Annotated in this window: 21 protein-coding genes; 6 read left to right on the top strand and 15 right to left on the bottom strand. The window is 63.3% G+C overall.

Features of this window, described 5'->3' with window-relative positions; translation table 11 throughout:
* Nucleotides 1–176: 176 nt before the first annotated feature.
* The gene (gene cls, locus ACQ66M_RS09055) at nt 177–1,634 is read right to left on the bottom strand and encodes a cardiolipin synthase (RefSeq protein WP_430403330.1); all 1,458 of its coding nucleotides are present in this window, start codon (nt 1,632–1,634) and stop codon (nt 177–179) included.
* A 70-nt stretch (nt 1,635–1,704) separates the two neighbouring features.
* Here cls and ACQ66M_RS09050 point away from each other — a divergent pair, with 70 nt between their 5' ends.
* A complete protein-coding gene (locus tag ACQ66M_RS09050) occupies nt 1,705–2,442 on the top strand; it encodes an endonuclease/exonuclease/phosphatase family protein (protein WP_430403328.1) in 738 nt (245 codons plus the stop codon).
* 54 nt (nt 2,443–2,496) lie between these two features.
* Here ACQ66M_RS09050 and ACQ66M_RS09045 read toward each other — a convergent pair whose 3' ends face one another.
* The 3 genes from ACQ66M_RS09045 to ACQ66M_RS09035 all read right to left on the bottom strand — a co-directional run bounded on the left by ACQ66M_RS09045 (nt 2,497) and on the right by ACQ66M_RS09035 (nt 4,312).
* Complete coding sequence (locus ACQ66M_RS09045) at nt 2,497–3,051, bottom strand: PadR family transcriptional regulator (protein ID WP_430403326.1); 555 nt, start codon at nt 3,049–3,051, stop codon at nt 2,497–2,499.
* A 238-nt stretch (nt 3,052–3,289) separates the two neighbouring features.
* Nucleotides 3,290–3,742, bottom strand: a complete 453-nt coding sequence (locus ACQ66M_RS09040; protein ID WP_350173821.1) for a YbgC/FadM family acyl-CoA thioesterase — start codon at nt 3,740–3,742, stop codon at nt 3,290–3,292.
* Between the two features lie 18 nt (nt 3,743–3,760).
* On the bottom strand, nt 3,761–4,312 hold the full coding sequence (locus ACQ66M_RS09035) for a lipocalin family protein (RefSeq protein WP_430405144.1): 552 nt from the start codon (nt 4,310–4,312) through the stop codon (nt 3,761–3,763).
* A gap of 137 nt (nt 4,313–4,449) precedes the next feature.
* On the opposite strand from ACQ66M_RS09035, the gene ACQ66M_RS09030 reads away from it, so the two are divergent.
* Complete coding sequence (locus ACQ66M_RS09030; RefSeq protein ID WP_430403325.1) at nt 4,450–4,788, top strand: DUF983 domain-containing protein; 339 nt, start codon at nt 4,450–4,452, stop codon at nt 4,786–4,788.
* 3 nt (nt 4,789–4,791) lie between these two features.
* On the opposite strand, the gene ruvB is transcribed toward ACQ66M_RS09030, so the two are convergent.
* The 3 genes from ruvB to ruvC are packed head-to-tail and all read right to left on the bottom strand — an operon-like array spanning nt 4,792 to nt 6,940.
* Nucleotides 4,792–5,820: a Holliday junction branch migration DNA helicase RuvB gene (ruvB, locus tag ACQ66M_RS09025; protein WP_350173815.1), complete on the bottom strand. Its 1,029-nt coding sequence runs from the start codon at nt 5,818–5,820 to the stop codon at nt 4,792–4,794.
* Nucleotides 5,817–6,440 (bottom strand): Holliday junction branch migration protein RuvA, encoded by a 624-nt coding sequence (gene ruvA / locus ACQ66M_RS09020; protein ID WP_350173813.1) that lies wholly within the window; start codon nt 6,438–6,440, stop codon nt 5,817–5,819. The genes ruvB and ruvA overlap by 4 nt, the downstream gene beginning before the upstream one ends.
* Nucleotides 6,437–6,940, bottom strand: coding sequence for a crossover junction endodeoxyribonuclease RuvC (gene ruvC / locus ACQ66M_RS09015; RefSeq protein WP_430403323.1), 504 nt, complete (start codon nt 6,938–6,940; stop codon nt 6,437–6,439). The genes ruvA and ruvC overlap by 4 nt, the downstream gene beginning before the upstream one ends.
* Before the next feature lie 131 nt (nt 6,941–7,071).
* Between ruvC and ACQ66M_RS09010 the strand changes: the two genes are divergently transcribed.
* Nucleotides 7,072–7,710 carry a class I SAM-dependent methyltransferase gene (locus ACQ66M_RS09010; protein ID WP_430403321.1) on the top strand — a complete coding sequence of 213 codons (639 nt, stop codon included), beginning with the start codon at nt 7,072–7,074 and terminating at the stop codon, nt 7,708–7,710.
* 28 nt (nt 7,711–7,738) lie between these two features.
* On the opposite strand, the gene ACQ66M_RS09005 is transcribed toward ACQ66M_RS09010, so the two are convergent.
* Both ACQ66M_RS09005 and ACQ66M_RS09000 read right to left on the bottom strand, forming a co-directional pair.
* Complete coding sequence (locus tag ACQ66M_RS09005) at nt 7,739–8,326, bottom strand: fasciclin domain-containing protein (RefSeq protein ID WP_430403319.1); 588 nt, start codon at nt 8,324–8,326, stop codon at nt 7,739–7,741.
* A 126-nt stretch (nt 8,327–8,452) separates the two neighbouring features.
* Nucleotides 8,453–9,571: a Rieske 2Fe-2S domain-containing protein gene (locus tag ACQ66M_RS09000; protein ID WP_430403317.1), complete on the bottom strand. Its 1,119-nt coding sequence runs from the start codon at nt 9,569–9,571 to the stop codon at nt 8,453–8,455.
* A gap of 129 nt (nt 9,572–9,700) precedes the next feature.
* Here ACQ66M_RS09000 and ACQ66M_RS08995 point away from each other — a divergent pair, with 129 nt between their 5' ends.
* A complete protein-coding gene (locus tag ACQ66M_RS08995) occupies nt 9,701–11,290 on the top strand; it encodes an AbgT family transporter (RefSeq protein ID WP_350173803.1) in 1,590 nt (529 codons plus the stop codon).
* Nucleotides 11,291–11,295: 5 nt separating this feature from the next.
* Here the strand turns inward: ACQ66M_RS08995 and ACQ66M_RS08990 are convergent, their stop codons facing one another.
* From ACQ66M_RS08990 to ACQ66M_RS08980, 3 genes are read right to left on the bottom strand one after another with little or no spacing between them, the layout of a single operon-like run.
* Entirely contained in the window at nt 11,296–11,745 is a 450-nt protein-coding gene (locus tag ACQ66M_RS08990) for a protease inhibitor I42 family protein (protein WP_430403315.1), read from the bottom strand.
* A gap of 31 nt (nt 11,746–11,776) precedes the next feature.
* Nucleotides 11,777–12,547, bottom strand: a complete 771-nt coding sequence (locus ACQ66M_RS08985) for a hypothetical protein (RefSeq protein WP_430403313.1) — start codon at nt 12,545–12,547, stop codon at nt 11,777–11,779.
* The gene (locus ACQ66M_RS08980; RefSeq protein ID WP_430403311.1) at nt 12,548–13,438 is read right to left on the bottom strand and encodes a hypothetical protein; all 891 of its coding nucleotides are present in this window, start codon (nt 13,436–13,438) and stop codon (nt 12,548–12,550) included. It abuts the gene before it with no gap.
* Between the two features lie 182 nt (nt 13,439–13,620).
* Here ACQ66M_RS08980 and lepA point away from each other — a divergent pair, with 182 nt between their 5' ends.
* Nucleotides 13,621–15,426: a translation elongation factor 4 gene (gene lepA, locus ACQ66M_RS08975; protein WP_350173795.1), complete on the top strand. Its 1,806-nt coding sequence runs from the start codon at nt 13,621–13,623 to the stop codon at nt 15,424–15,426.
* Between the two features lie 87 nt (nt 15,427–15,513).
* Here lepA and ACQ66M_RS08970 read toward each other — a convergent pair whose 3' ends face one another.
* Together ACQ66M_RS08970 and ACQ66M_RS08965 are read right to left on the bottom strand one after the other, a co-directional pair.
* Nucleotides 15,514–16,089 (bottom strand): hypothetical protein, encoded by a 576-nt coding sequence (locus ACQ66M_RS08970; RefSeq protein ID WP_430403309.1) that lies wholly within the window; start codon nt 16,087–16,089, stop codon nt 15,514–15,516.
* The gene (locus tag ACQ66M_RS08965; protein WP_350173791.1) at nt 16,082–16,603 is read right to left on the bottom strand and encodes an RNA polymerase sigma factor; all 522 of its coding nucleotides are present in this window, start codon (nt 16,601–16,603) and stop codon (nt 16,082–16,084) included. The genes ACQ66M_RS08970 and ACQ66M_RS08965 overlap by 8 nt, the downstream gene beginning before the upstream one ends.
* Before the next feature lie 112 nt (nt 16,604–16,715).
* Here ACQ66M_RS08965 and tsaD point away from each other — a divergent pair, with 112 nt between their 5' ends.
* Nucleotides 16,716–17,813 carry a tRNA (adenosine(37)-N6)-threonylcarbamoyltransferase complex transferase subunit TsaD gene (gene tsaD / locus ACQ66M_RS08960; protein ID WP_430403307.1) on the top strand — a complete coding sequence of 366 codons (1,098 nt, stop codon included), beginning with the start codon at nt 16,716–16,718 and terminating at the stop codon, nt 17,811–17,813.
* Between the two features lie 239 nt (nt 17,814–18,052).
* Here the strand turns inward: tsaD and ACQ66M_RS08955 are convergent, their stop codons facing one another.
* A complete protein-coding gene (locus ACQ66M_RS08955; protein ID WP_350173787.1) occupies nt 18,053–18,658 on the bottom strand; it encodes a TetR/AcrR family transcriptional regulator in 606 nt (201 codons plus the stop codon).
* Between the last annotated feature and the right edge of the window lie 16 nt (nt 18,659–18,674).

Genomic DNA, 18,674 nt, shown 5'->3' with positions numbered 1-18,674 from the left:
GCACTGCAAATGAGTTTGTGCCGTCGGCGCGCAGCCTCGGCTTCCGCCCCTGTTTCACCGCCAAATCTGGCGGAAACACGGCAGGCACACGAGATTCCGCAGCTGGTTAACCGATAGGGGTGTTTGGTTAAGGATTTGTGGGCAGACCGTATCGCGCTGCACTGCAGCAATGACGCCTAAAGTATGGGGGCGGCCAGTCTGAGTATATTTTCCGTCATCCGCCGCCAGTTTGGCCGCGCCGCCCATTCATCCGCATCAATATGGGTGCATCGGACCAGATACCGGTCCCGCAGTTCATCCATAAGGCGCGTGACGTCCCGGTCATAGGCAATCAGTGTCAGTTCGAGGTTCAGGTAAAAGCTGCGCGTGTCCATGTTCACCGTGCCGAGCATGGAAACCGTATCGTCGACCAGCACGCACTTCGTGTGCAGCAGGCCATCGGCGTAGCGCGCGATACCGATACCGGCCTCCAGCAGTTCCTCGAACACCGATTCGCTGGCAAACTGGGCCATGCGGGAATCGATCTTTTCCGGCACGATCACGTCCACGGCAACGCCGCGCTTGCATGCTGCCTTCAGGGCCAGTGTCAGCGTTTCGTCCGGAATGAAATAGGGCGTGATGATCGAGACGCGCCTCTGTGCGGCGAAGATGGCCGAGACCACCCATTCATGAATGGGGCTGTCATGCGTTTCCGGCCCGGACGGCAGCAATTGCAGGGATACATTGCCAGCAGGCGGCGTATCCGGACGATCCGTCGGCAGGTCTCGCAGGGCCTCCCTGTCAACGTCCAGCCCGACGCAATCGAAAATGTAGTCGGCGTTGAACACGCAGCCAAGCGAGTCGACGATGCGCCCCTCCAGACGGAACATCGTGTCGACCCATTCGCCGACTGAACGTTCTTGCTTGAAGAATTTCGGGTCAACGAGGTTGAAGCTGCCAATATAGCCAATCGCCTGGTCAATCGCGATCAGCTTGCGATGGTTGCGCAGGTCAGACCGCTGGGACAGCGACTTGATCAAACCCACCGGCAGCGACTCCTCCACATCCACACCTGCAGTCCGCAGGCGCTGCAGCCAGCTTGACCGGAACAGGGCCTTGCTGCCGAAACTGTCGGCCAGCAGGTTGCAGTCGACACCGCGCCTGGCCGCGCGCGCCAGCGCTTCCATCACGGCCACGACACGGCCCTCCGGCTCGACGATGTAAAATTCGAGGAAGCAGGTCTTCGTCGCCGCATCGATATCGGCAACGATGCGGTCCAGAATCTCGCCCGCATCTTCCAGCAGTTCCAGACTGTTATCGTGAGTCACGGGAAAGCCGGGATGGGTGGCCACGCTCTGGCTCAGCGCACGTATCGTGGGCGAGGCATCCAGCGTCACGTCCATCAGCGGGTCTTCCTCGACACCATAACGGCGCTGGTAGAATTGCCGGATACGGTTGCCCTGGCTGAGGCGTTTGCGCCCCATCCTGTGATCGCCGAACAGGAAATAGAAGAAGATGCCTATATAAGGCAGGGAGAAGAGAATGATGATCCATGCCAGCGTCGTGCTGACAGCCAGCTTGCGGTAAAGCAGGCGAACGGTCAGCGCGATCGCGATCAGGATATGGAGGACAAAGGCAAGTGAACTTGGAAGCAAAACCGTCCCCTTCAACGCTACGGACCGAACGCAGGATGGAACCGCGCGTTCCCGCCGCCGTATGAGCCGCATGGCCCACTCTCTTCAGATCATGACCTGGAATATCCAGGCTGCGATCGGCACGACCAGATATTCACAATACGTGACGCGGGCCCATCATCAGGTCTTCAATACCAGTGCCAAGCGCTCCACGCTGGAAAAAATCGCGGAAATCGTCAGCACGCATGATGTGGTCTGCCTGCAGGAGGTCGATCTGGGCGGGCGCCGCTCCGGTTTCGCCTGCCAGGCCGAGCAGATCGCGACCCTGTCTGGTCACACGCATGTCGCAGTCCAGCGCAACCGGACCATTCCCGGCATTTCCCTGCACGGGAACGCAATCCTCAGCCGGTACGCCCTGTCTGATATCCATGATTTCAAGCTTCCCGGACGGGTAAAGGGACGCGGCTGCCTGATCGCCAATGTGCAGGTGGGACAGGGCATCTCGGTGGCGAACCTGCATCTCAGCCTCGGCCGCAATGACCAGGCCCTGCAGCTGGAGGCCGTCGCCGGCCACCTGCCCAGACAGCACCCTTTCCTGGTGGTCGGAGACTTCAACTGTACGAACAGTTCCACTCATCTCGAGGCTTTCGCCGAGGCCAACAAGGCCAGAATTGCCAATCATCCCCTCCTGCCGACCTATCCGTCCTGGCGCCCCCAGAAGGATCTCGACCATATCGTCCACTCCGACAGTATCAGCATAGATCAGAGGCATTGCCTGGCCCACCAGCTGTCCGATCACCTGCCCGTCTCGGCTGAAATCAGCTTCTGACAGCAAAGCGGGGCCCCGATGGAGGTCCCGCCCGTGCGTCGCTGTCATGGCGCGTCAGTCGAGAGATGAAATCTCGTCGCGGGCCGCGCTCAGGATCGCAACGATCCGGCGGTGGCGCGCCTCGTCGGCTACGCTGTGGCGCGCGGATGTGACGACGGCATGCCTGAGGCGATGCATCGCGGTGCGTACATCCGCCGGGTCAACGTCCTCTTCGGCTCGCATCAGGTCGGCAAGGCGCGCATGGATCGCCTCCACCGTCGCCGCCTCGCGCATCAGTTCCTCTGTTCCCTCGGCAGTGATGTGAAAGGTCTTCTTGCCGTCCTCGGTGCGGACTTCGGCGAGGGCCAGGTCCTGGATGATTTCCAGTGCCGGATACATCACGCCGGGGCTCGGCTTGTACGTGCCGCCGGTGCGCGTCTCGATCTCCCGGATCAGGTCATAGCCGTGACGCGGCGTTTCGCTGATCAGGCTGAGAATCAGGAGGCGAAGGTCGCCATGGCCCAGCGGCCTGCCACCCCGGCGGCCACCCCGTCCATGACGGTGCCCCCCGCCCATGCCCATTTTCATATGCCAGCGCTCGCGCCGGCCGTGCCTGTTATGTCCGTGCATGAAGTCTCCTTTTCCCTGGCGCCTGCGGCAGCCGAACGTGTTGTCCCTGTCTGGTATCCCGCCCGGGAGAGGGTCCCGGTTCCGGGCTGATTGACTATTCATTGATACTTCTTTTAGATATATCGAAATAAAAGATAGTTTTCGATATATCTAAATGCAAGTCCCAAGCATGAGAATTCCGGCGCGCATACGGTCCCGCCGCGCTCGAAATCAACAATTACATACTGATTACAAGACTCTAAGGCCGCCAGACAAAGGCTTCCAGATGCTCCGCCACCTCACGGATAGGCCGCCTCAGCCGCCCGTCCGCATGGATCATCACCGCCGTGATCTCCGCCTCTGCCACGACCTGGCCATCGCGCAGGCAGGCCTGCTCGAACCGGATACGCGGCCCGTCCATACCCAGGTAGCGCGTGCGCACATGCAGCAGGTCATCCACCTTGGCCGGGCGCTTGTAAGCCACATTCACGTTGGTCAGCGTGAACGCTGCCGGGTCTGGCCGGTCAAGCAATGACTGGTGCGAAATCCCGGCATCGCGCAAATGGTCCGACCGTCCGCGCTCGAAGAAGCGCAGGTAATTGGCGTGATACACCATGCCGGTGAAATCAGTGTCCTCGTAATAGACACGCACCGTGATCCAGTGCTGGCGCTGCGGGTCAAAATTCCGGTCGTCGAGGGTCGGCTGGGTCATGTAATCCGCGTTAGCAGATCACCCCTGATCCGTCATCTCCAATGGCGCGGTCTGGTAGCCGAGTTCCTCTGCACGGGTCTTGATTCGCGTCAGCGTGCCGGCACTGAGCGTCTTTTCCCGCGCCAGTATCCAGAGATACTTGCCGCCCGGATCCCCCACAAGCACAGCCGAATAGTCCGGCTCCAGGTGCAGGATCCAGTAATCGCCCCAGGCAAAGGGCACCCATGAGGGCGCGAACTTCACCTTCAGGCGCGCATTGCCGGACTGTTCCATCACCCGCGCCACGCCTTTGGCTATCTCCACCGGACCATCCACACTGCCCTCGTGGCAGGTATTGATCACGTCGATCCGGCCATCATCGCGCGGCGCATACTCGGCCGTCACGCCCGCGCAATTGGTCTCGAAGCGGTTGGGATAGCGGGCAATCTCATACCAGAGGCCTGCATAGCGCTGCAGGTCTACCTGCGGCACGGTGGGCGGCGCGGTCTTCTGCGCGCGATAGTCCGGCTGGCTGGAACAGGCTGACAACGCGGCGGCCGCCAGCAAGGCAATCAGGCCAAGAGGTTTCATCAAGATATTCTCCTTCGCTCTCATACGCGCGGAACCGCCTTCCGGTTTCAACCCTTTCTGGTCACGCGCGGCCGGTCGTGCGAAGCAGGATGACCAACCCGCCCTTTGAGACGCGCACAATGCCCTCCTCCCGCCCCATGCTTACCTCCATCCTGCGCGGCCTGCGCGGACGTTGTCCGGCCTGCGGCCAGGGACGCGTATTTGACGGTTTCCTCAAACAGGCGCCCGTCTGTTCCCATTGCGGCGAGCCCATTGGCCAGATCCGCGCCGAGGATGGCCCGCCCTGGTTCACGGTGCTGATCCTCGGACCGGTCCTGGCACCGATCACCTTCCTCGTCTCGATGAATGAATCCGGGCCGCTCTGGCTGTCGCTGCCCGCTCTCGGAACGGGCGCTGTCGGCGCAGTCCTGCTCCTGCTGCCACGTGTCAAAGGCGCCTTCATCGGCCTCCTCTGGCGAATGCAACAGGGCGCCTGAGCCTTACTTCTCCCCGAACAACCCGCTCTGATGCCCGCCCGGCACCGGTAATCCCAGCCGCTCATAGGCGAGCGGCGCCGCCGTCCGTCCGCGCGGGGTGCGGGCAACATAGCCCTTCTGCATCAGGTAGGGCTCGATCACGTCTTCCACCGCATCGCGCGCCTCTGACAGGGCGGCCGCCAGCGTCTCGACGCCCACCGGCCCACCCGCATAGGTGTGCACCAGGGCATGCAGGTAGCGCCGGTCGAGTGCATCCAGCCCGTCGCCGTCAATCTCCAGCCGTTTCAACGCGCGCCCGGCGGCCGCTGCATCAATCTTTGCGCCCTCCGCCTCGGCAAAGTCGCGCACCCGGCGCAAAAGGCGCAGCGCAATGCGCGGCGTGCCCCGCGCCCGCCCGGCAATCTCCACCGCGCCGTCTTCGGTAATCGCCGCGCCCAGCTTGCGCGCCGCCGCCATCACGATGCGCGCCAGCTCCTCCGGCTCATAGAATTCCAGCCTGAGCGGAATGCCGAACCGGTCGCGCAGCGGCGTCGCCAGGAGGCCCGCCCGCGTCGTCGCACCGACCAGCGTGAAGGGCGACAGGTCCAGCCGCACAGAGCGCGCCGACGGCCCCTCCCCGATCACGATATCGAGGGCATAATCCTCCATGGCCGGATAGAGGATTTCCTCCACAATGGCCGGCAGGCGGTGAATCTCGTCAATGAACAGGACATCATTGGGCTCAAGGTTTGTCAGGATCGCTGCGAGGTCGCCCGCCTTGGCGATCACCGGCCCGGACGTGGCCCGGAAGCCGACGCCCATTTCCCGCGCCAGGATCTGCGCCAGCGTTGTCTTGCCGAGGCCGGGTGGGCCAAACAGAAGAACATGGTCCAGCGCCTCGCTGCGCCCGCGCGCCGCCTCGACATAGACTTTCAGGTTCGACTTCGCCTTGCGCTGGCCGACATAGTCGTCAAACGTCTGCGGCCGCAGCGCCCGGTCCAGCGCATCGCCGCCCTGTGCATTGGGATCGGACAATTCCCCCTCGCGACTCACCGGCTCAGCTCCTTCAGCGCCGCCTTGACCAGCGGGCCGACATCCGTGTCAGGCACTGTGGACGCCGCAGCGGCCACCGCCCTTGCCGCATCGCCCTGGCTGTAGCCAAGGTTTACCAAGGCCGAGATCGCCTCTGAACGCGGGCCCGTCGTGGCGGCGGCAGGCGCACTCGCCATGCCCGCCGCGCTCGCCGCATCGAAGCGTCCGAACCGGCCCATCGGCGGCGCCTTGCCGGACAGATCCAGCACGATCCGCTCCGCCAGTTTCTTGCCGACGCCCTTGGCCCGCTCCAGCACCCGCGCATCACCGAGCGCAATCGCATCCATGATCTCGGCCGGCGTCAGTGCATCCAGTATCGCCATCGCCGCCTTGCCCGCCACGCCATGCACATCCTGCAGGCGCACGAACCAGGCCCGTTCCTCGTCCGTGCCGAAGGCATAGAGCGTGATCGCCGCCTCGCTCACCTTGGTCTCGACATGCAGCACGGCCTGCTCGCCCGCATGCACACGGGCCAGCAGCCGCGTACCCGCCTGGCAGACATAGCCGACGCCATTCACGTCGATCAGCACATGATCGAGGCCCATGGCCGCAATCGTGCCGGTGAGGCGTCCGATAATCATGCCGCGCCCCGTTTCAGCTCCAGCGGCAAATGGTGCGCCGCGCAGATGGCGCAGGCCAGCGCATCGGCGGCGTCCGCCTTCATCTGTCCGGCGCGGGGCAACAGGCGCTGCACCATGAACATGACCTGCGTCTTGTCTGCGGTGCCGGTGCCGACAACGGCCAGCTTGATCTTGCGCGGGGCAAATTCCGCCACAGGCAGGCCGCCCAGCGACAGCGCCGCCATGGCCGCGCCCCGCGCCTGACCCAGCTTCAGCGCCGAACGCGGATTGGCGTTGACCAGCGTTTCCTCAATCCCCGCCGCATGCGGGGCGTGCTCGCGGGCGATCTCGGCCACCGCCGAGAAGATGCCGGCCAGTCGCGCGGCCATCTCCAGATCGGGGTCCACAGAGATCACGCCATGCGCCACATGCGCGAGGCGCGCGCCGGTCTGCTCCACCACGCCCCAGCCGGTATGGCGGAGGCCCGGATCGATGCCGAGAATACGAATCGGGATGCTCATGCCCGCCACCCTAACAGCGGGGATGGTTAAAGACAGCTTGCGGTTTCACTTTTTGTTCGCATTCAATGACGTCTGACTGCCATATCACGGTCATTCTCCGCTGCTAGCCAGGCAAAAAGAGGGATTCAGGAATGAGCCAGTCTTCAAGAAATGCCCGTTTCTGGGACCGCGCAGCCCGCAAATATTCAGCCGATCCGATAGCCGACGAGGCTGGCTATGAACGGTCGCTGGCGCGGACCGCCGAGTTCATGCAAGCCGCCGACCAGGTTTTCGAATTCGGCTGCGGCACGGGCACAACGGCGCTGAAACTCGCGCCACATTGCGCTCATCTTCTGGCAACCGATATCTCGCCTGAAATGATCGCCATAGCACAGGAAAAGGCAGTGGCCCAAGGCGCGCCCAATGTCGCTTTCGAGGTGGGGCTGATCAATGATGAGCGCTGGCGTCACAATAGCTTCGACCTGGCCCTCGGCTTCAATATCCTCCACCTGCTCGATCAGCGGCAGGCGGCCCTCGCAGCGCTTCACGGCCTCCTGAAGCCCGGCGGTCTCTTCATTTCCAAGACGCCTTGCCTTTCGGAGATGAGCTTTGCCATCCACCTCGCCCTGCCGCTGATGAAGGCAATCGGGAAGGCGCCGCATGTCGATACGTTTTCCGAAGCCACCCTGACCGGTGAGATTGGGCAGGCCGGTTTTGACATCATCGCCTGTGAACGCCATGGCACGCGCGGCAAGGATATTCGCGCCTTCATCATCGCCCGGAAGCGATAGACGCGAAAGTCCAGATGCGCTCGAAAGCCTATTCCTCGAAGCGCGGCACTAGAACCTGGTCGATCACATGGATGACGCCATTGGCCGCTTCGATATCGCCGATCGTCACGGTAGCCGTGTTGACCATCAGGGCGGTGCCGGTGCCGTCAACCAGCATGTCCTTGTTGTTGAGCGAGGCCATGGCCTCGGACTTGCCGGCCAGCTGTGACGAGCTGAGCTTGCCCGGAAGGACATGATAGCTCAGCACCGTGACCAGCTTGTCCTTGTTCTCAGGCTTCATCAGGTCTTCCAGCAGGGCCGGGTCCATTGCGGCGAAGGCTTCGTTCGTGGGCGCAAACAGCGTGTAGGTGCCGGGGCCCGACAGCGTTTCGGTCAGGTCCCCAGCGCCGATGGCCGAGACAAGCGTTGAGAAATCCGGGCTTGAGCCCAGCACGTCGACCAGCGTCGGCAAGGCGACAGGCTCGGTCGGCATGGCAGCCGTCTCGCCTGGGGCGGGCTCAATTGCATCAGCAGGCGGCGCGACAGGCGCCTCAGGGGCCGTTGCGGTCTCGTCGGAACAGGCTGCGAGCAGCAGGACGCTGGCGGCAACCGACAACATCATCAGGGATTTCAACATGTATTCCTCGTGGCGGGACTGGCGCGACGCTTCGAAGGATCGCTTGGTTAAGGGAACCCGCTCCCGTCAGGGATACAGGCGTTATGGTAACGCCGCCCGGACCAGAAATGTTCCGCGCCGCCCTGCTCAGCTCATCCACTTCAATACGCGCGGCTCGATCGGGTTCGCGAATTCACGCCCCTCGGTGCGGGCTTCGGTCCATTCGCGCTTCAGGCGCTGGTACCATTTGGCCTGCACGTCGATATCCTCGATCCACAGCATCGCCTTCTGGTGCGCCATGCCCTGATTCTGCAGGTCCACCATGTCGCCATCCTGGCGCAGGAACTTGCGGCCCGCCGGTTTCGCGATGGGCACGGCCAGGCTCAGCAAGGGCGCGCCGGTCCACCAGGTGAACTGGGTGATGCGCGTGCGCTTTGGCCCTTCCGGCGTCAGGCAGGTCAGCGTCAGCAGGCGCGCTGTCGCGTTCGAAACGATTTCCCAGCGAAAGCCCGGCAGCTGGAATACAATCTCGGTTTCCACCTTGCCGCCGAACACCCAGCGATAAAGCAATGAGTTCGACGAGGGCTGATGGCGTGCGATCGCCCAGCCGCGTTCGGCCGGCACAAACTGCTTCTCTTTCAGCTTCAGGCCCGCCGAGGGCGGACGCCACCACCATTGATTATGCACGAAAGGCACATGCGCCGGGTCCATCAGGCCAACGACCGCATCATCCATATGGGCATCGAACACGTCGTGGATGACGAAACCCGGCCTGTCCGGCAGCGGGCCGAAATCCGGCGGCGGCACGGCGGGGGGCGCCTCACTGCGCGGATTGTGCGCGATATAGACGTAGGCCGCGCCATGGGCCTCGTGCACCGGATAGCGGCGCACCTTCACCTTTGAAGGATCATAGGCGCTGTCCTCGGTCAGGCTCGGCATCAGCCTGCAGCCGCCATCCGTGCCAAAGCGCCAGCCATGATAGGGGCATTGCAGCGTCCATTCGCCATCGGTCTCCAGCTGCTTGCCGGCCGATAGCGGGACCAGCCTGTGCGGGCAGATATCGCGCAGTGCGAAAGCCTCGCCCGCCGGCGTGCGCCCCACCACGACCGGTTCGCCCAGCAACATCACGCGCTGCTGCCTGCCAGCCTTGAGCGCGGACGATGGCGCGGCGAGATACCAGCAATCGGTGAGAAAGCCGTCTTCGGTGAGGCCGCTGCGGGCGGGGCTGTGCTGGCTGTCGGGCATTGGCAGGAACCGTGGATGCAATCGGACATGTGGTACTGCATTTTGCCGGGCACAACCAGCCTGCAGCCGCGACGGGCGCAGCCCCTGCCATTGCCAGAACGGCTTTGCGCAATAAAGTGGCCGGTTCAATTGCAGTATCAGGGGACTGGCATGGCTGAAGCGGGTACGAACAAGGGATTTCTGGGCTGGATCGAGAAGACAGGCAATCGCCTGCCGGACCCGGTTTTCCTGTTTTTCTACCTGATTATCGGCCTGATGGTGATTTCGCAGATATGCGTCTGGGCAGGCGTGGCCGCCCTGCACCCGACGCAGCTGACCGAACAGGGCACGGCGCTGGTGATCGAATCAGCCAGCCTGTTCTCGGCGGACAATATCCAGCGCCTGTGGGTGGACATGCCGGCAACGTTCACACACTTCCATCCGCTCGGCTATGTGCTGGTCGTGATGCTGGGCGCGGGTGTGGCGGAACGCTCCGGACTGTTTTCCAGCGCGATCCGGGCCGCAGTGCGCGGCGCACCGACATTCCTGCTGACACCGATGGTGGCGCTGGTGGCCATGCTGTCGAACCATGCCGCCGATGCAGGTTACGTGGTGATGATCCCGCTGGCGGCCATTCTGTTCGCGTCGGCCGGTCGCCATCCGCTGGCCGGGATTGCCGCCGCCTTTGCAGGCGTTTCCGGCGGGTTTTCGGCGAACATCTCGCCGGGCCAGCTCGATGCGCTGCTGTTCGGAATCACCGAGGCGGCCTATGGCGCCAGCGGTATTGATGCCGGCTGGACCATGAACATTGCCGGCAACACGTATTTCATCATCGCGCTGCTGGTCATCTACCTGCCTGTGATCTGGTATGTGACCGACCGGATCATCGAACCACGGCTTGGCAAATGGACGCCTGCGCCGGGCGCTGCAGTGGCGGCAGGTGGTGAAGACAAGCCGCTGACACCGGAGCAGAAAAAGGGCCTGCGCTGGGCCGGAATCGCCCTGCTGGGCGTGTGCGCCCTGTGGGCATTCATGACACTGGGGCCGGGCACGCCGCTGCTGGCGGACGGGCCGGGCACCGAGGGCGACCCCTGGTACCAGAAGGCCGGGCCATTCTTCCGCTCGCTGGTGGCGGGTTTCCTCGTCCTCTTCCTGGCTGCAGGCTGGGCCTATGGTGCGGCGGCGAACACGATCAACAACCACCGCGACTTGGTTGCGATGATGGCCGAGGCGATGAAGGACATGGGCTATTACCTCGTGCTCGCCTTTGCGGCGGCGCATTTCGTGGCGATGTTCGGCTGGTCGAACCTCGGCCTGATCTCGGCCGTGCACGGCGCCGATGCGATCCAGAACAGCGGCCTGCCGCTGCCGGTTGTGCTGGGCCTGATCGTGCTCTTCTCGGCGGCGCTGAACCTGTTTGTCGGCTCGGCGAGCGCGAAATGGGCGCTGCTGGCACCGGTTCTGGTGCCGATGCTCATGCTGCTGGGGATCAGCCCGGAAGGCGCAACGGCGGCCTACCGTGTGGGTGACGGGGCGACGAACATCATCACGCCGCTAATGGTGTATTTCCCGCTGATCCTGGTCTTCGCTCAGCGCTGGCAGAAGGATTTCGGCCTTGGCAGCCTGACGGCGATGATGATCCCCTATTCCATATGGATGCTGCTCACGGGCATCGCCCTGATGATGGCCTGGATCTTCCTCGGTATCGACCTTGGCCCCGGCGCGCCGGTGCACATAGACCTGCCCGCTGCAGGGGGCTGAGGCGCTTAACCTGCCGGTTCAACGGTGACGGTGAAGGTCCAGACCGCATCCGGCCCGGAACTGTCAGGGGCTTCAAGCTCCCAGGGACGCCCCTCGATGAGGCGTACCGTGCCGGTGCCGGGCTGTGTGGCCTTCAGGTCAAAGGCCATGAAATGATGGCCGCCGGTCACGCCCGGCTGGTTCTGGAAGTCCGGATCCGTCGGGCGGGTGGCTTCGCCGACATGCTCCAGGAAACCCGGCAGCTGGTCGATCTGCCAGACATATCCGGCCGTCGGGATGCTTTCCAGCTCGATACGGATCACCTGCCCGACCTGTATCACGGCCTCCCCGCCATTCTGCTCAGCCCCGGCCTCGATCATGCCCTCGGGCAGCGACGGGACAGTGCCTTCTGGCGCGGGTGTGCAGGCGGCCATCAGTGTTGCCGCGAGCGCGAGGGATACAAGGGGGCGCAGCATGCTGTGGTCTCCGTCATATGTGTCATTGATGTCAGTTCCGGATCGCGCCTTCGAAGGTCACCGAAGCGCCGCCAGCGAGGAAATAGGCCGCCCAGAATTCGCGCAGGCGGGCATCGAGTTCCGGATCGAGCGGCGGACGGCCCGGATTGTGCGAGCGGCCAAAGCCCACGATCCGCACGTCAGCGCCCTGCACGGCGGGCACGTAGCGGTACTTTTCGGCCAGTGCCATGGCGGCGTCCGGCTCGGCGGAGCGGAAGTCACTCCACGGCACAGCCTGGCTGTTCTCCAGCATGTCTGAGAAGATATAGACATGATTGAACGGCTGGCCGCCGGGAGGCGCCTGCGTCCACTGTGCGATGGTCGACATGATCGCCGAATGGTCGGCCGAGGACGAGCCCTGCACGGCTGGCGCCAGCGTCTGCGCCAGGCTGGACATGAACTGGCGCTCGTCGGCGAGCGCTTTCATGCTGCTGCAGCCGCCCACCATGGAATCGAGCGCGCCCTGTCCTTGCGGGCATCCGGGCTTGCAGGCATTTATCAGGCGGCTCGACCGGGTATAGTGTTCGCTGATCGTGGCCAGCACGATCCGGTCGCCGGGCCCGAGACGGTCGACCACCGTGCCGATGCTCTCGGTAATGACCGCCCGGTCCGTGTCGTCATAGGGCGTGGTCTGGTCGATCAGAAACAGCGATGAGGTCTCGCCAAAGGCGCAATAGCCGGCTGCCTGCGCGCCCGGTTCGCTGCCCGACGAACCGGAACAGCCCGTCAGGACAAGCGCGACTGCCAGCAATGCCCGCTTCATTCAGGCACCAAGCCGGCGCATCTGGTTGGCGAAGCGGCGCTTTTCGACCGCTTCCTCGTCGGCGCGCTTGGCGCGCATCTGCGCTGCCTGCTTTTCCAGTTTGCGTTTCTGGCGATCGACCTTTTCGAAATCGGGATGCTGGTCGTGGCAGAAATAGGCGGCAGAGACGCCGACGGCGACGACCGCCAGGTTGATCAGCATGAATATCCAGCCATCCAGTCCCAGCCCGGCCTTGAGCGCAATGATCGCAGCGCCGCCGAATTGCTGGCTCTCCAGCGCCTGGCCGAAGCCCATTTCGGGCTGGGTGATGAAGGCAAGATAGCCCTGCCGCAGAATGGATACGCCATAGGCCAGCCCGATGACCAGTGCCACGACGAGCGCGATCTGCGCCGCCTCGCCCCACCAGTTCTTGCGCCGTGCATTATAGCCGAACCGGCACATCAGCATGCCCATCCTGTGAGCCAGCGTGACAAGAAGGCCGCCCACGAGGAACGAGACAAGCAGGGCGACCGCCGGGCTTTCCTGGAAGAACAATTCGAAGCTGAACCGGTTGATCGGCACTTCGGCAACGGCCAGCGCAAACATGAAGGGCCAGTAGAACCATGCGGATGAATAGCGCGGCTGGCGCTGTTCGGAGGCCTGGATGTCGTCCCAGACCTCATTCGTGTTCTCAAGCTGGGCGCGCAAACTGTCGAGCCGCGGGCTCCAGCGGGTGTCGACCGCCTCCATCCGGCGTGCGAACTGGCGCTCCAGCACATCGGCTTCACTCTTCGCAGACGCGGGAATGTCTGGAAGGGTTTCGTCATCGGGAATGGGCGTGGGTGTCAGGCTTGACTGGCCCGGAACAACTTGAAGGGAGGACGGCGGACGGCCCGTGGTGTCACTGCTCATCTGACAAATATTCCCAAGCTTTTCGACCCGCCTTCACCTGCGCCACAAACATGTTTGCGGGAACCATGTGGCAGCTTCAAGGCGAAATGCCAGCGACGGCTGCGATGCATGTCGCGACGACGGTTCCGGCATGCCGCCCAAGCCCACTTCCCGTGCACGCCAAGCGCCGCTATATGCGCCCCATGACCCCACGCGACAAAATCCGTAATTTTTCGATCATTGCCCATATCGACCATGGCAAGTCGACCCTTGCCGACCGCCTGATCCAGGCCTGCGGCGGACTGACCGACCGTGAAATGAGCGCCCAGGTGCTCGACACGATGGATATCGAAAAGGAACGCGGCATCACGATCAAGGCGCAGACCGTGCGCCTGTCCTATACGGCGCAGGATGGCGAGACCTATGAGCTGAACCTCATGGACACGCCCGGCCATGTCGACTTTGCCTATGAAGTCAGCCGCTGCCTTGCCGCCTGCGAAGGCTCGCTGCTGATCGTCGACGCCTCACAGGGTGTCGAGGCCCAGACGCTGGCCAACGTCTATCAGGCCATCGACCAGAACCACGAGATCGTCCCCGTCCTCAACAAGGTCGACCTGCCTGCCGCTGACGTCCAGCGCGTCAAGGACCAGATCGAGGATGTCATCGGCCTCGATGCCTCCGACGCGGTCGAGACCTCGGCAAAGACCGGCCTTGGCATTCCCGACGTGCTCGAAGCCATCGTCAAGCGCCTGCCGCCGCCCCGCGACGGCGACGCCTCCAAACCGCTCAAGGCCGCCCTCGTCGATGCCTATTATGACCCCTATCTCGGCGTCGTCGTCATCGTGCGCGTGCATGACGGCGTGCTAAAGCCGAAACAATCCATCCGCATGATGCGCACAGGCGGCGTCTATGAGATCGACAAGATCGGCACATTCAATCCGAAACTCACCGAAACCGATGCGCTCGGCCCCGGCGAAGTCGGCTATTTCGTCGCCTCGATCAAGGAAGTCGGCGAAACCGCTGTCGGTGACACGATCACCGAAGACAAGCGCCCCTGCGACAAGGCCCTTCCTGGCTACAAGGAAGTCCAGCCGGTCGTCTTCTGCGGACTCTTCCCCATGGATGCCGGCGACTTTGACGACCTTCGCGCCGCCATGTCCAAGCTGCGCCTCAACGATGCGAGCTTCACCTGGGAAATGGAAACCTCTGCCGCGCTCGGCATGGGCTTCCGCTGCGGCTTCCTTGGCCTCCTCCATCTCGAGATCATCCAGGAACGCCTCAGCCGCGAGTTCGACCTCGACCTGATCGCCACTGCGCCCAGCGTGGTCTACGAGATCACCATGACCGACGGCACCGAGATCGAGCTGCACAACCCGGCCGACATGCCCGATGTCGTGAAGGTCTCCGAGATCCGCGAGCCCTGGATCAACGCCACCATCTACACGCCCGACGAATATCTCGGCGCCATCCTGAAACTCTGCCAGGACCGCCGCGGCATCCAGACCGAGCTTTCCTATGTCGGGGGTCGGGCCATGGTGAAATACGAACTGCCGCTCAACGAGGTCGTGTTCGACTTCTACGACCGCCTCAAATCCATCAGCCGCGGCTATGCCAGCTTCGACTACGAGATCGTCGGCCACCGGGCCGAGAACCTCGTGAAGCTGCAGATCCTGGTGAACGAGGAGCCCGTCGACGCGCTCGCCATGCTGGTCCACCGCGACCGGGCCGAGAGCCGTGGCCGCCAGATGTGCGAACGCCTCAAAGACCTGATCCCCCGCCAGATGTTCAAGATCCCCGTCCAGGCGGCCATTGGCGGCCGGGTCGTCGCCCGCGAAACCATCTCCGCCATGCGCAAGGATGTGACCGCCAAATGCTATGGCGGCGACGCCACCCGCAAGAAAAAGCTTCTGGAAAAACAGAAGAAGGGCAAACAGCGCATGCGCCAGTTCGGCAAGGTCGAAATCCCGCAGGAAGCCTTCGTGGCGGCCCTGCGCATGGATAACGACTAGGCTGTCCTCCCAAAGCGCTCACCCTGTGCGACGTCGAAGGGCGGGCCGGGGCTTCCGGGCGTCATCGCACGGGACCCACGCAAGCGCCTATTGCTCCAGTTCCGCAATCTGCGCGTCGATCTCCTTCACGGCGCGGGCATTGAGCCAGGCGATGGCCGTGAACAGGCCTGCCACCATGGCAGCGCTGAAGGCAAAACTGGTCAGGCGCGCCATCAGCGGCAATCCGGTGTCTGCCACCAGTGACGTGCCGCCGACAAACACCAGAATGCCCGGCACGAAGGGCGCAAGATACCAGCGCCAGACCGTGGCCAGCGCGTCGCGCTGGCGCTGCAAGGCCCTGCAGTGGAAGTCGGCAAGGCTGACGGCCTGGTCAATCTCCGCCCGCGAGGACGCGCCTGCCAGCACATGCAGTTTCCACATGACATAGACCGCGCCGGCAATGATCAGGCCCGCGCCCAGCCGCACGACCGGTTCAGGCACAAGCCAGGCCACCCAGCCGAAAACGCCGATAACGAGCAGGCCGGCGACATATTCGGTCAGGTTCCGGGTCCGGATGCCGGACTGGAACCGGGTTGCACGCGCATGTATTTCAGCCATGGACATGGTGAATGTCTCCTCTTTCTGCTGGCACCAGAGGGATTGCAGGGGATCGCGATCAGGCATGAGTTTGCTCCTGAAAATCCTTCGATAATTGATGTTTGAGGCGGGAAATTCGGGTCGCCACCGCGCCGGGCGACAGGCCGGCAATCTCCGCAATGTCGCTGGCCGGCAGGTCTTCGAGGTAAAGCGTCATGATCTGGCGGTCAGCGGTTTTCAGCCCCCGGATCCAGCCATTCAGGCGCTCCAGGGCATCGCTGCGCTCAACGATCTGCGACAGGCTTTCGGCATCCGGCAGGTCGCCTGCATCGTCCAGTGCGACGGCGCCCGTGTTGCGCCGACGCTCGCGATCCACATGGCTGGCCGCCGTATTGTGTGCGACCCGGTAGACCCAGGTGCTGAGGCTGCAGCGGCCGTCAAACCGGGACAGGCTGCGCCAGAGGGCGACATGCATGTCCTGCAACAGGTCGCGCTGGCGTTCGGCATTGGCTTCGGTGGCACGTGCCAGACGCTGCAGCGCCGGGCCAAAGACCTTCGCTGCTTCGCGGTAATGCGCATCCTGATCCCGTGTCTGTGTCATAGGCGCTTAGTCTGACGACCTGCAGATTTCTTACAAACTTTTTCCCGCGCCCCGCCATGCGCGCCGACATCGGTGCTTCTACCACGGGCCGGACAAGGCTATATGCCCTTCGATGACGCGACCGCTCACCCTCCTCGGCATTGAATCCAGCTGCGACGAGACCGCCGCCGCCGTGCTGCGCCTTGAAAACGGGCGCGCGACGCTGCTGTCGGACGTGATCCACACGCAGCTGGAAGAACACGCGCCCTATCAGGGCGTCGTGCCGGAGATCGCTGCGCGGGCCCATGCCGAGATTGCCGACCGGACGGTCGCCGCCGCCATGCGCGAGGCGGGCATTGGCTATGACGCGCTCGACGGCGTCGCTGCGACATCCGGCCCCGGCCTGATCGGCGGCGTGCTGGTCGGCATGATGACCGGCAAGGCCATAGCGCAGGCGGCCGGCAAACCCTTCATCGCCGTGAACCACCTCGAAGGCCACGCGCTCAGCCCCCGGCTCGGCGGCGACTGCGCCTTCCCCTACCTCCTGCTGCTGGTGTCCGGCGGCCATTGCCAGTTCCTGGAAGTGCGCGGCCTTGGCCAGTACACGCGCCTCGGCTCGACCATTGACGATGCCGTCGGCGAAGCTTTCGACAAGACGGCCAAGCTGCTCGGCCTCGGCTTTCCGGGCGGCCCGGCGGTGGAACGGCTGGCGAAATCCGGCGACGGACAAGCCTTTGCCTTCCCCCGTCCGCTGATGAACCGGCCCGGTCTCGACATGAGCTTTGCAGGCCTGAAAACCGCCGTCGCCCGCGCCGCCGCCGAAGCGCCGCTGACGGATCAACGCCTCGCAGACCTCTGCGCCAGTTTTCAGGCAGCCGTCTGCGACGTGCTCGGCGGCAAGGCGCGCCGCGCACTTGAAGGCTTTGATCCGGGTAAGGGGAAAAGCATCCGTTTCGTGGTGGCCGGGGGCGTGGCGTCAAACCAGGCCATCCGAACGGCGCTCGAAACGGAAGCTGTGTCGTGTGGGGGGCAGCTTATCGCGCCGCCTTTGCGGCACTGTACGGACAATGCGGCGATGATCGCCCTTGTCGGGGCCGAGCGGATGGCCGCAGGGCTGATCGACGGGGCGGGAGACCTTGGCGCCGGTGCGAGACCCCGGTGGCCGCTGGATGAGGCGTCGGCGACGCGCGATCCAGCCTATGCCACGGGGCTCAAGGGCGCCAAGGCCTGATCAGCCGGCACTAGACTGCAAATTCAGCAAGGGCGAGCGTGGCTGCAAAGATGGCAACGGCGAACGGGATGGCTGCCATCAGGGCATACAGGGATTGGCGGGCTTCAGTTTTCGAGAGGGTCATTGGGTCGCTCATCAGGGTCTGTTGGAAGGCACCATAGTCTTCCATGACCTCAATATAGCGGACCCTGAAAAATAATCAATGAACAATTTCAATTTTATTCAGCGTTTATATTTCTTCATTTGTCGGGCGTTCGCGCACCACAGGAAAGCGATGCCAGCAACAGGTTGAGGACGCCGTCCAGTTCCCGCTGCAATTTCGGCAGGGAAAGGGCCGAGAACAGTTGCGGGAATCGGAATTTCATCAGGGCTGACTGCATGAATTCGGCCGTTTCCTCCGGCCGGTCGAGCGCCCGGAACTCCCCGGACTGCACGCCGTCATTCAGGATCTGCACCATGTAAACGCGTTCCTGCGCCATCTGTTCATTGAAATAGAGCGGGCGTTCCTGCTTGAGCACATTGGCCACTTCCAGGATTTTCGCATCCTCTTCAATGGCGCTGTAGGTCCGCTCCAGACTCATCTCGAAAAACTCGCGGAGCCTTGAAGATGCTGATGTTTTCTTGCGCGCGATGGCGGCATAGTCCTCGAAGACCTTGGCGTTGAACTTGCGCGCCATGGCTTCGGCAATGTCGATCTTCGAGGCGAAGAACCGGTAGATGTTGCCTGCTGACATGCTGCAGTCACGGGCAATTTCGGACATGGTCGTCTTGCCGTAACCATAGTGGTGAATCCGCTCCATGGCGGCGTTCAGGATCTGCTCGCGGGTGTCTGTTATATCGTTCATATGAAAATCATACTCC

It is taken from the genome of Hyphomonas sp., from assembly GCF_965284475.1.
Classification (GTDB): domain Bacteria; phylum Pseudomonadota; class Alphaproteobacteria; order Caulobacterales; family Hyphomonadaceae; genus Hyphomonas.
The sequence above is the reverse complement of the archived record's forward strand: the minus strand, read 5'-3'. Positions and strand labels throughout refer to the sequence as shown.

Bases quoted from the DNA above. Each gene is read 5' to 3' on its own strand.
- ACQ66M_RS08995 (WP_350173803.1), top strand. From the start codon at position 9,701: ATGGCTGAAGCGGGTACGAACAAGGGATTTCTGGGCTGGATCGAGAAG.
- ACQ66M_RS09005 (WP_430403319.1), bottom strand. From the start codon at position 8,326: ATGTTGAAATCCCTGATGATGTTGTCGGTTGCCGCCAGCGTCCTGCTG.
- ACQ66M_RS09035 (WP_430405144.1), bottom strand. From the start codon at position 4,312: ATGAAACCTCTTGGCCTGATTGCCTTGCTGGCGGCCGCCGCGTTGTCA.
- ACQ66M_RS08990 (WP_430403315.1), bottom strand. From the start codon at position 11,745: ATGCTGCGCCCCCTTGTATCCCTCGCGCTCGCGGCAACACTGATGGCC.
- ACQ66M_RS09050 (WP_430403328.1), top strand. From the start codon at position 1,705: ATGGCCCACTCTCTTCAGATCATGACCTGGAATATCCAGGCTGCGATC.
- ruvA (WP_350173813.1), bottom strand. From the start codon at position 6,440: ATGATTATCGGACGCCTCACCGGCACGATTGCGGCCATGGGCCTCGAT.
- ACQ66M_RS09045 (WP_430403326.1), bottom strand. From the start codon at position 3,051: ATGCACGGACATAACAGGCACGGCCGGCGCGAGCGCTGGCATATGAAA.
- ACQ66M_RS09040 (WP_350173821.1), bottom strand. From the start codon at position 3,742: ATGACCCAGCCGACCCTCGACGACCGGAATTTTGACCCGCAGCGCCAG.
- ACQ66M_RS08985 (WP_430403313.1), bottom strand. From the start codon at position 12,547: ATGAAGCGGGCATTGCTGGCAGTCGCGCTTGTCCTGACGGGCTGTTCC.
- ACQ66M_RS08970 (WP_430403309.1), bottom strand. From the start codon at position 16,089: ATGCCTGATCGCGATCCCCTGCAATCCCTCTGGTGCCAGCAGAAAGAG.
- ACQ66M_RS08965 (WP_350173791.1), bottom strand. From the start codon at position 16,603: ATGACACAGACACGGGATCAGGATGCGCATTACCGCGAAGCAGCGAAG.
- ACQ66M_RS09030 (WP_430403325.1), top strand. From the start codon at position 4,450: ATGCTTACCTCCATCCTGCGCGGCCTGCGCGGACGTTGTCCGGCCTGC.
- ACQ66M_RS08980 (WP_430403311.1), bottom strand. From the start codon at position 13,438: ATGAGCAGTGACACCACGGGCCGTCCGCCGTCCTCCCTTCAAGTTGTT.
- ACQ66M_RS08955 (WP_350173787.1), bottom strand. From the start codon at position 18,658: ATGAACGATATAACAGACACCCGCGAGCAGATCCTGAACGCCGCCATG.
- tsaD (WP_430403307.1), top strand. From the start codon at position 16,716: ATGACGCGACCGCTCACCCTCCTCGGCATTGAATCCAGCTGCGACGAG.
- ruvC (WP_430403323.1), bottom strand. From the start codon at position 6,940: ATGAGCATCCCGATTCGTATTCTCGGCATCGATCCGGGCCTCCGCCAT.
- ACQ66M_RS09010 (WP_430403321.1), top strand. From the start codon at position 7,072: ATGAGCCAGTCTTCAAGAAATGCCCGTTTCTGGGACCGCGCAGCCCGC.
- lepA (WP_350173795.1), top strand. From the start codon at position 13,621: ATGACCCCACGCGACAAAATCCGTAATTTTTCGATCATTGCCCATATC.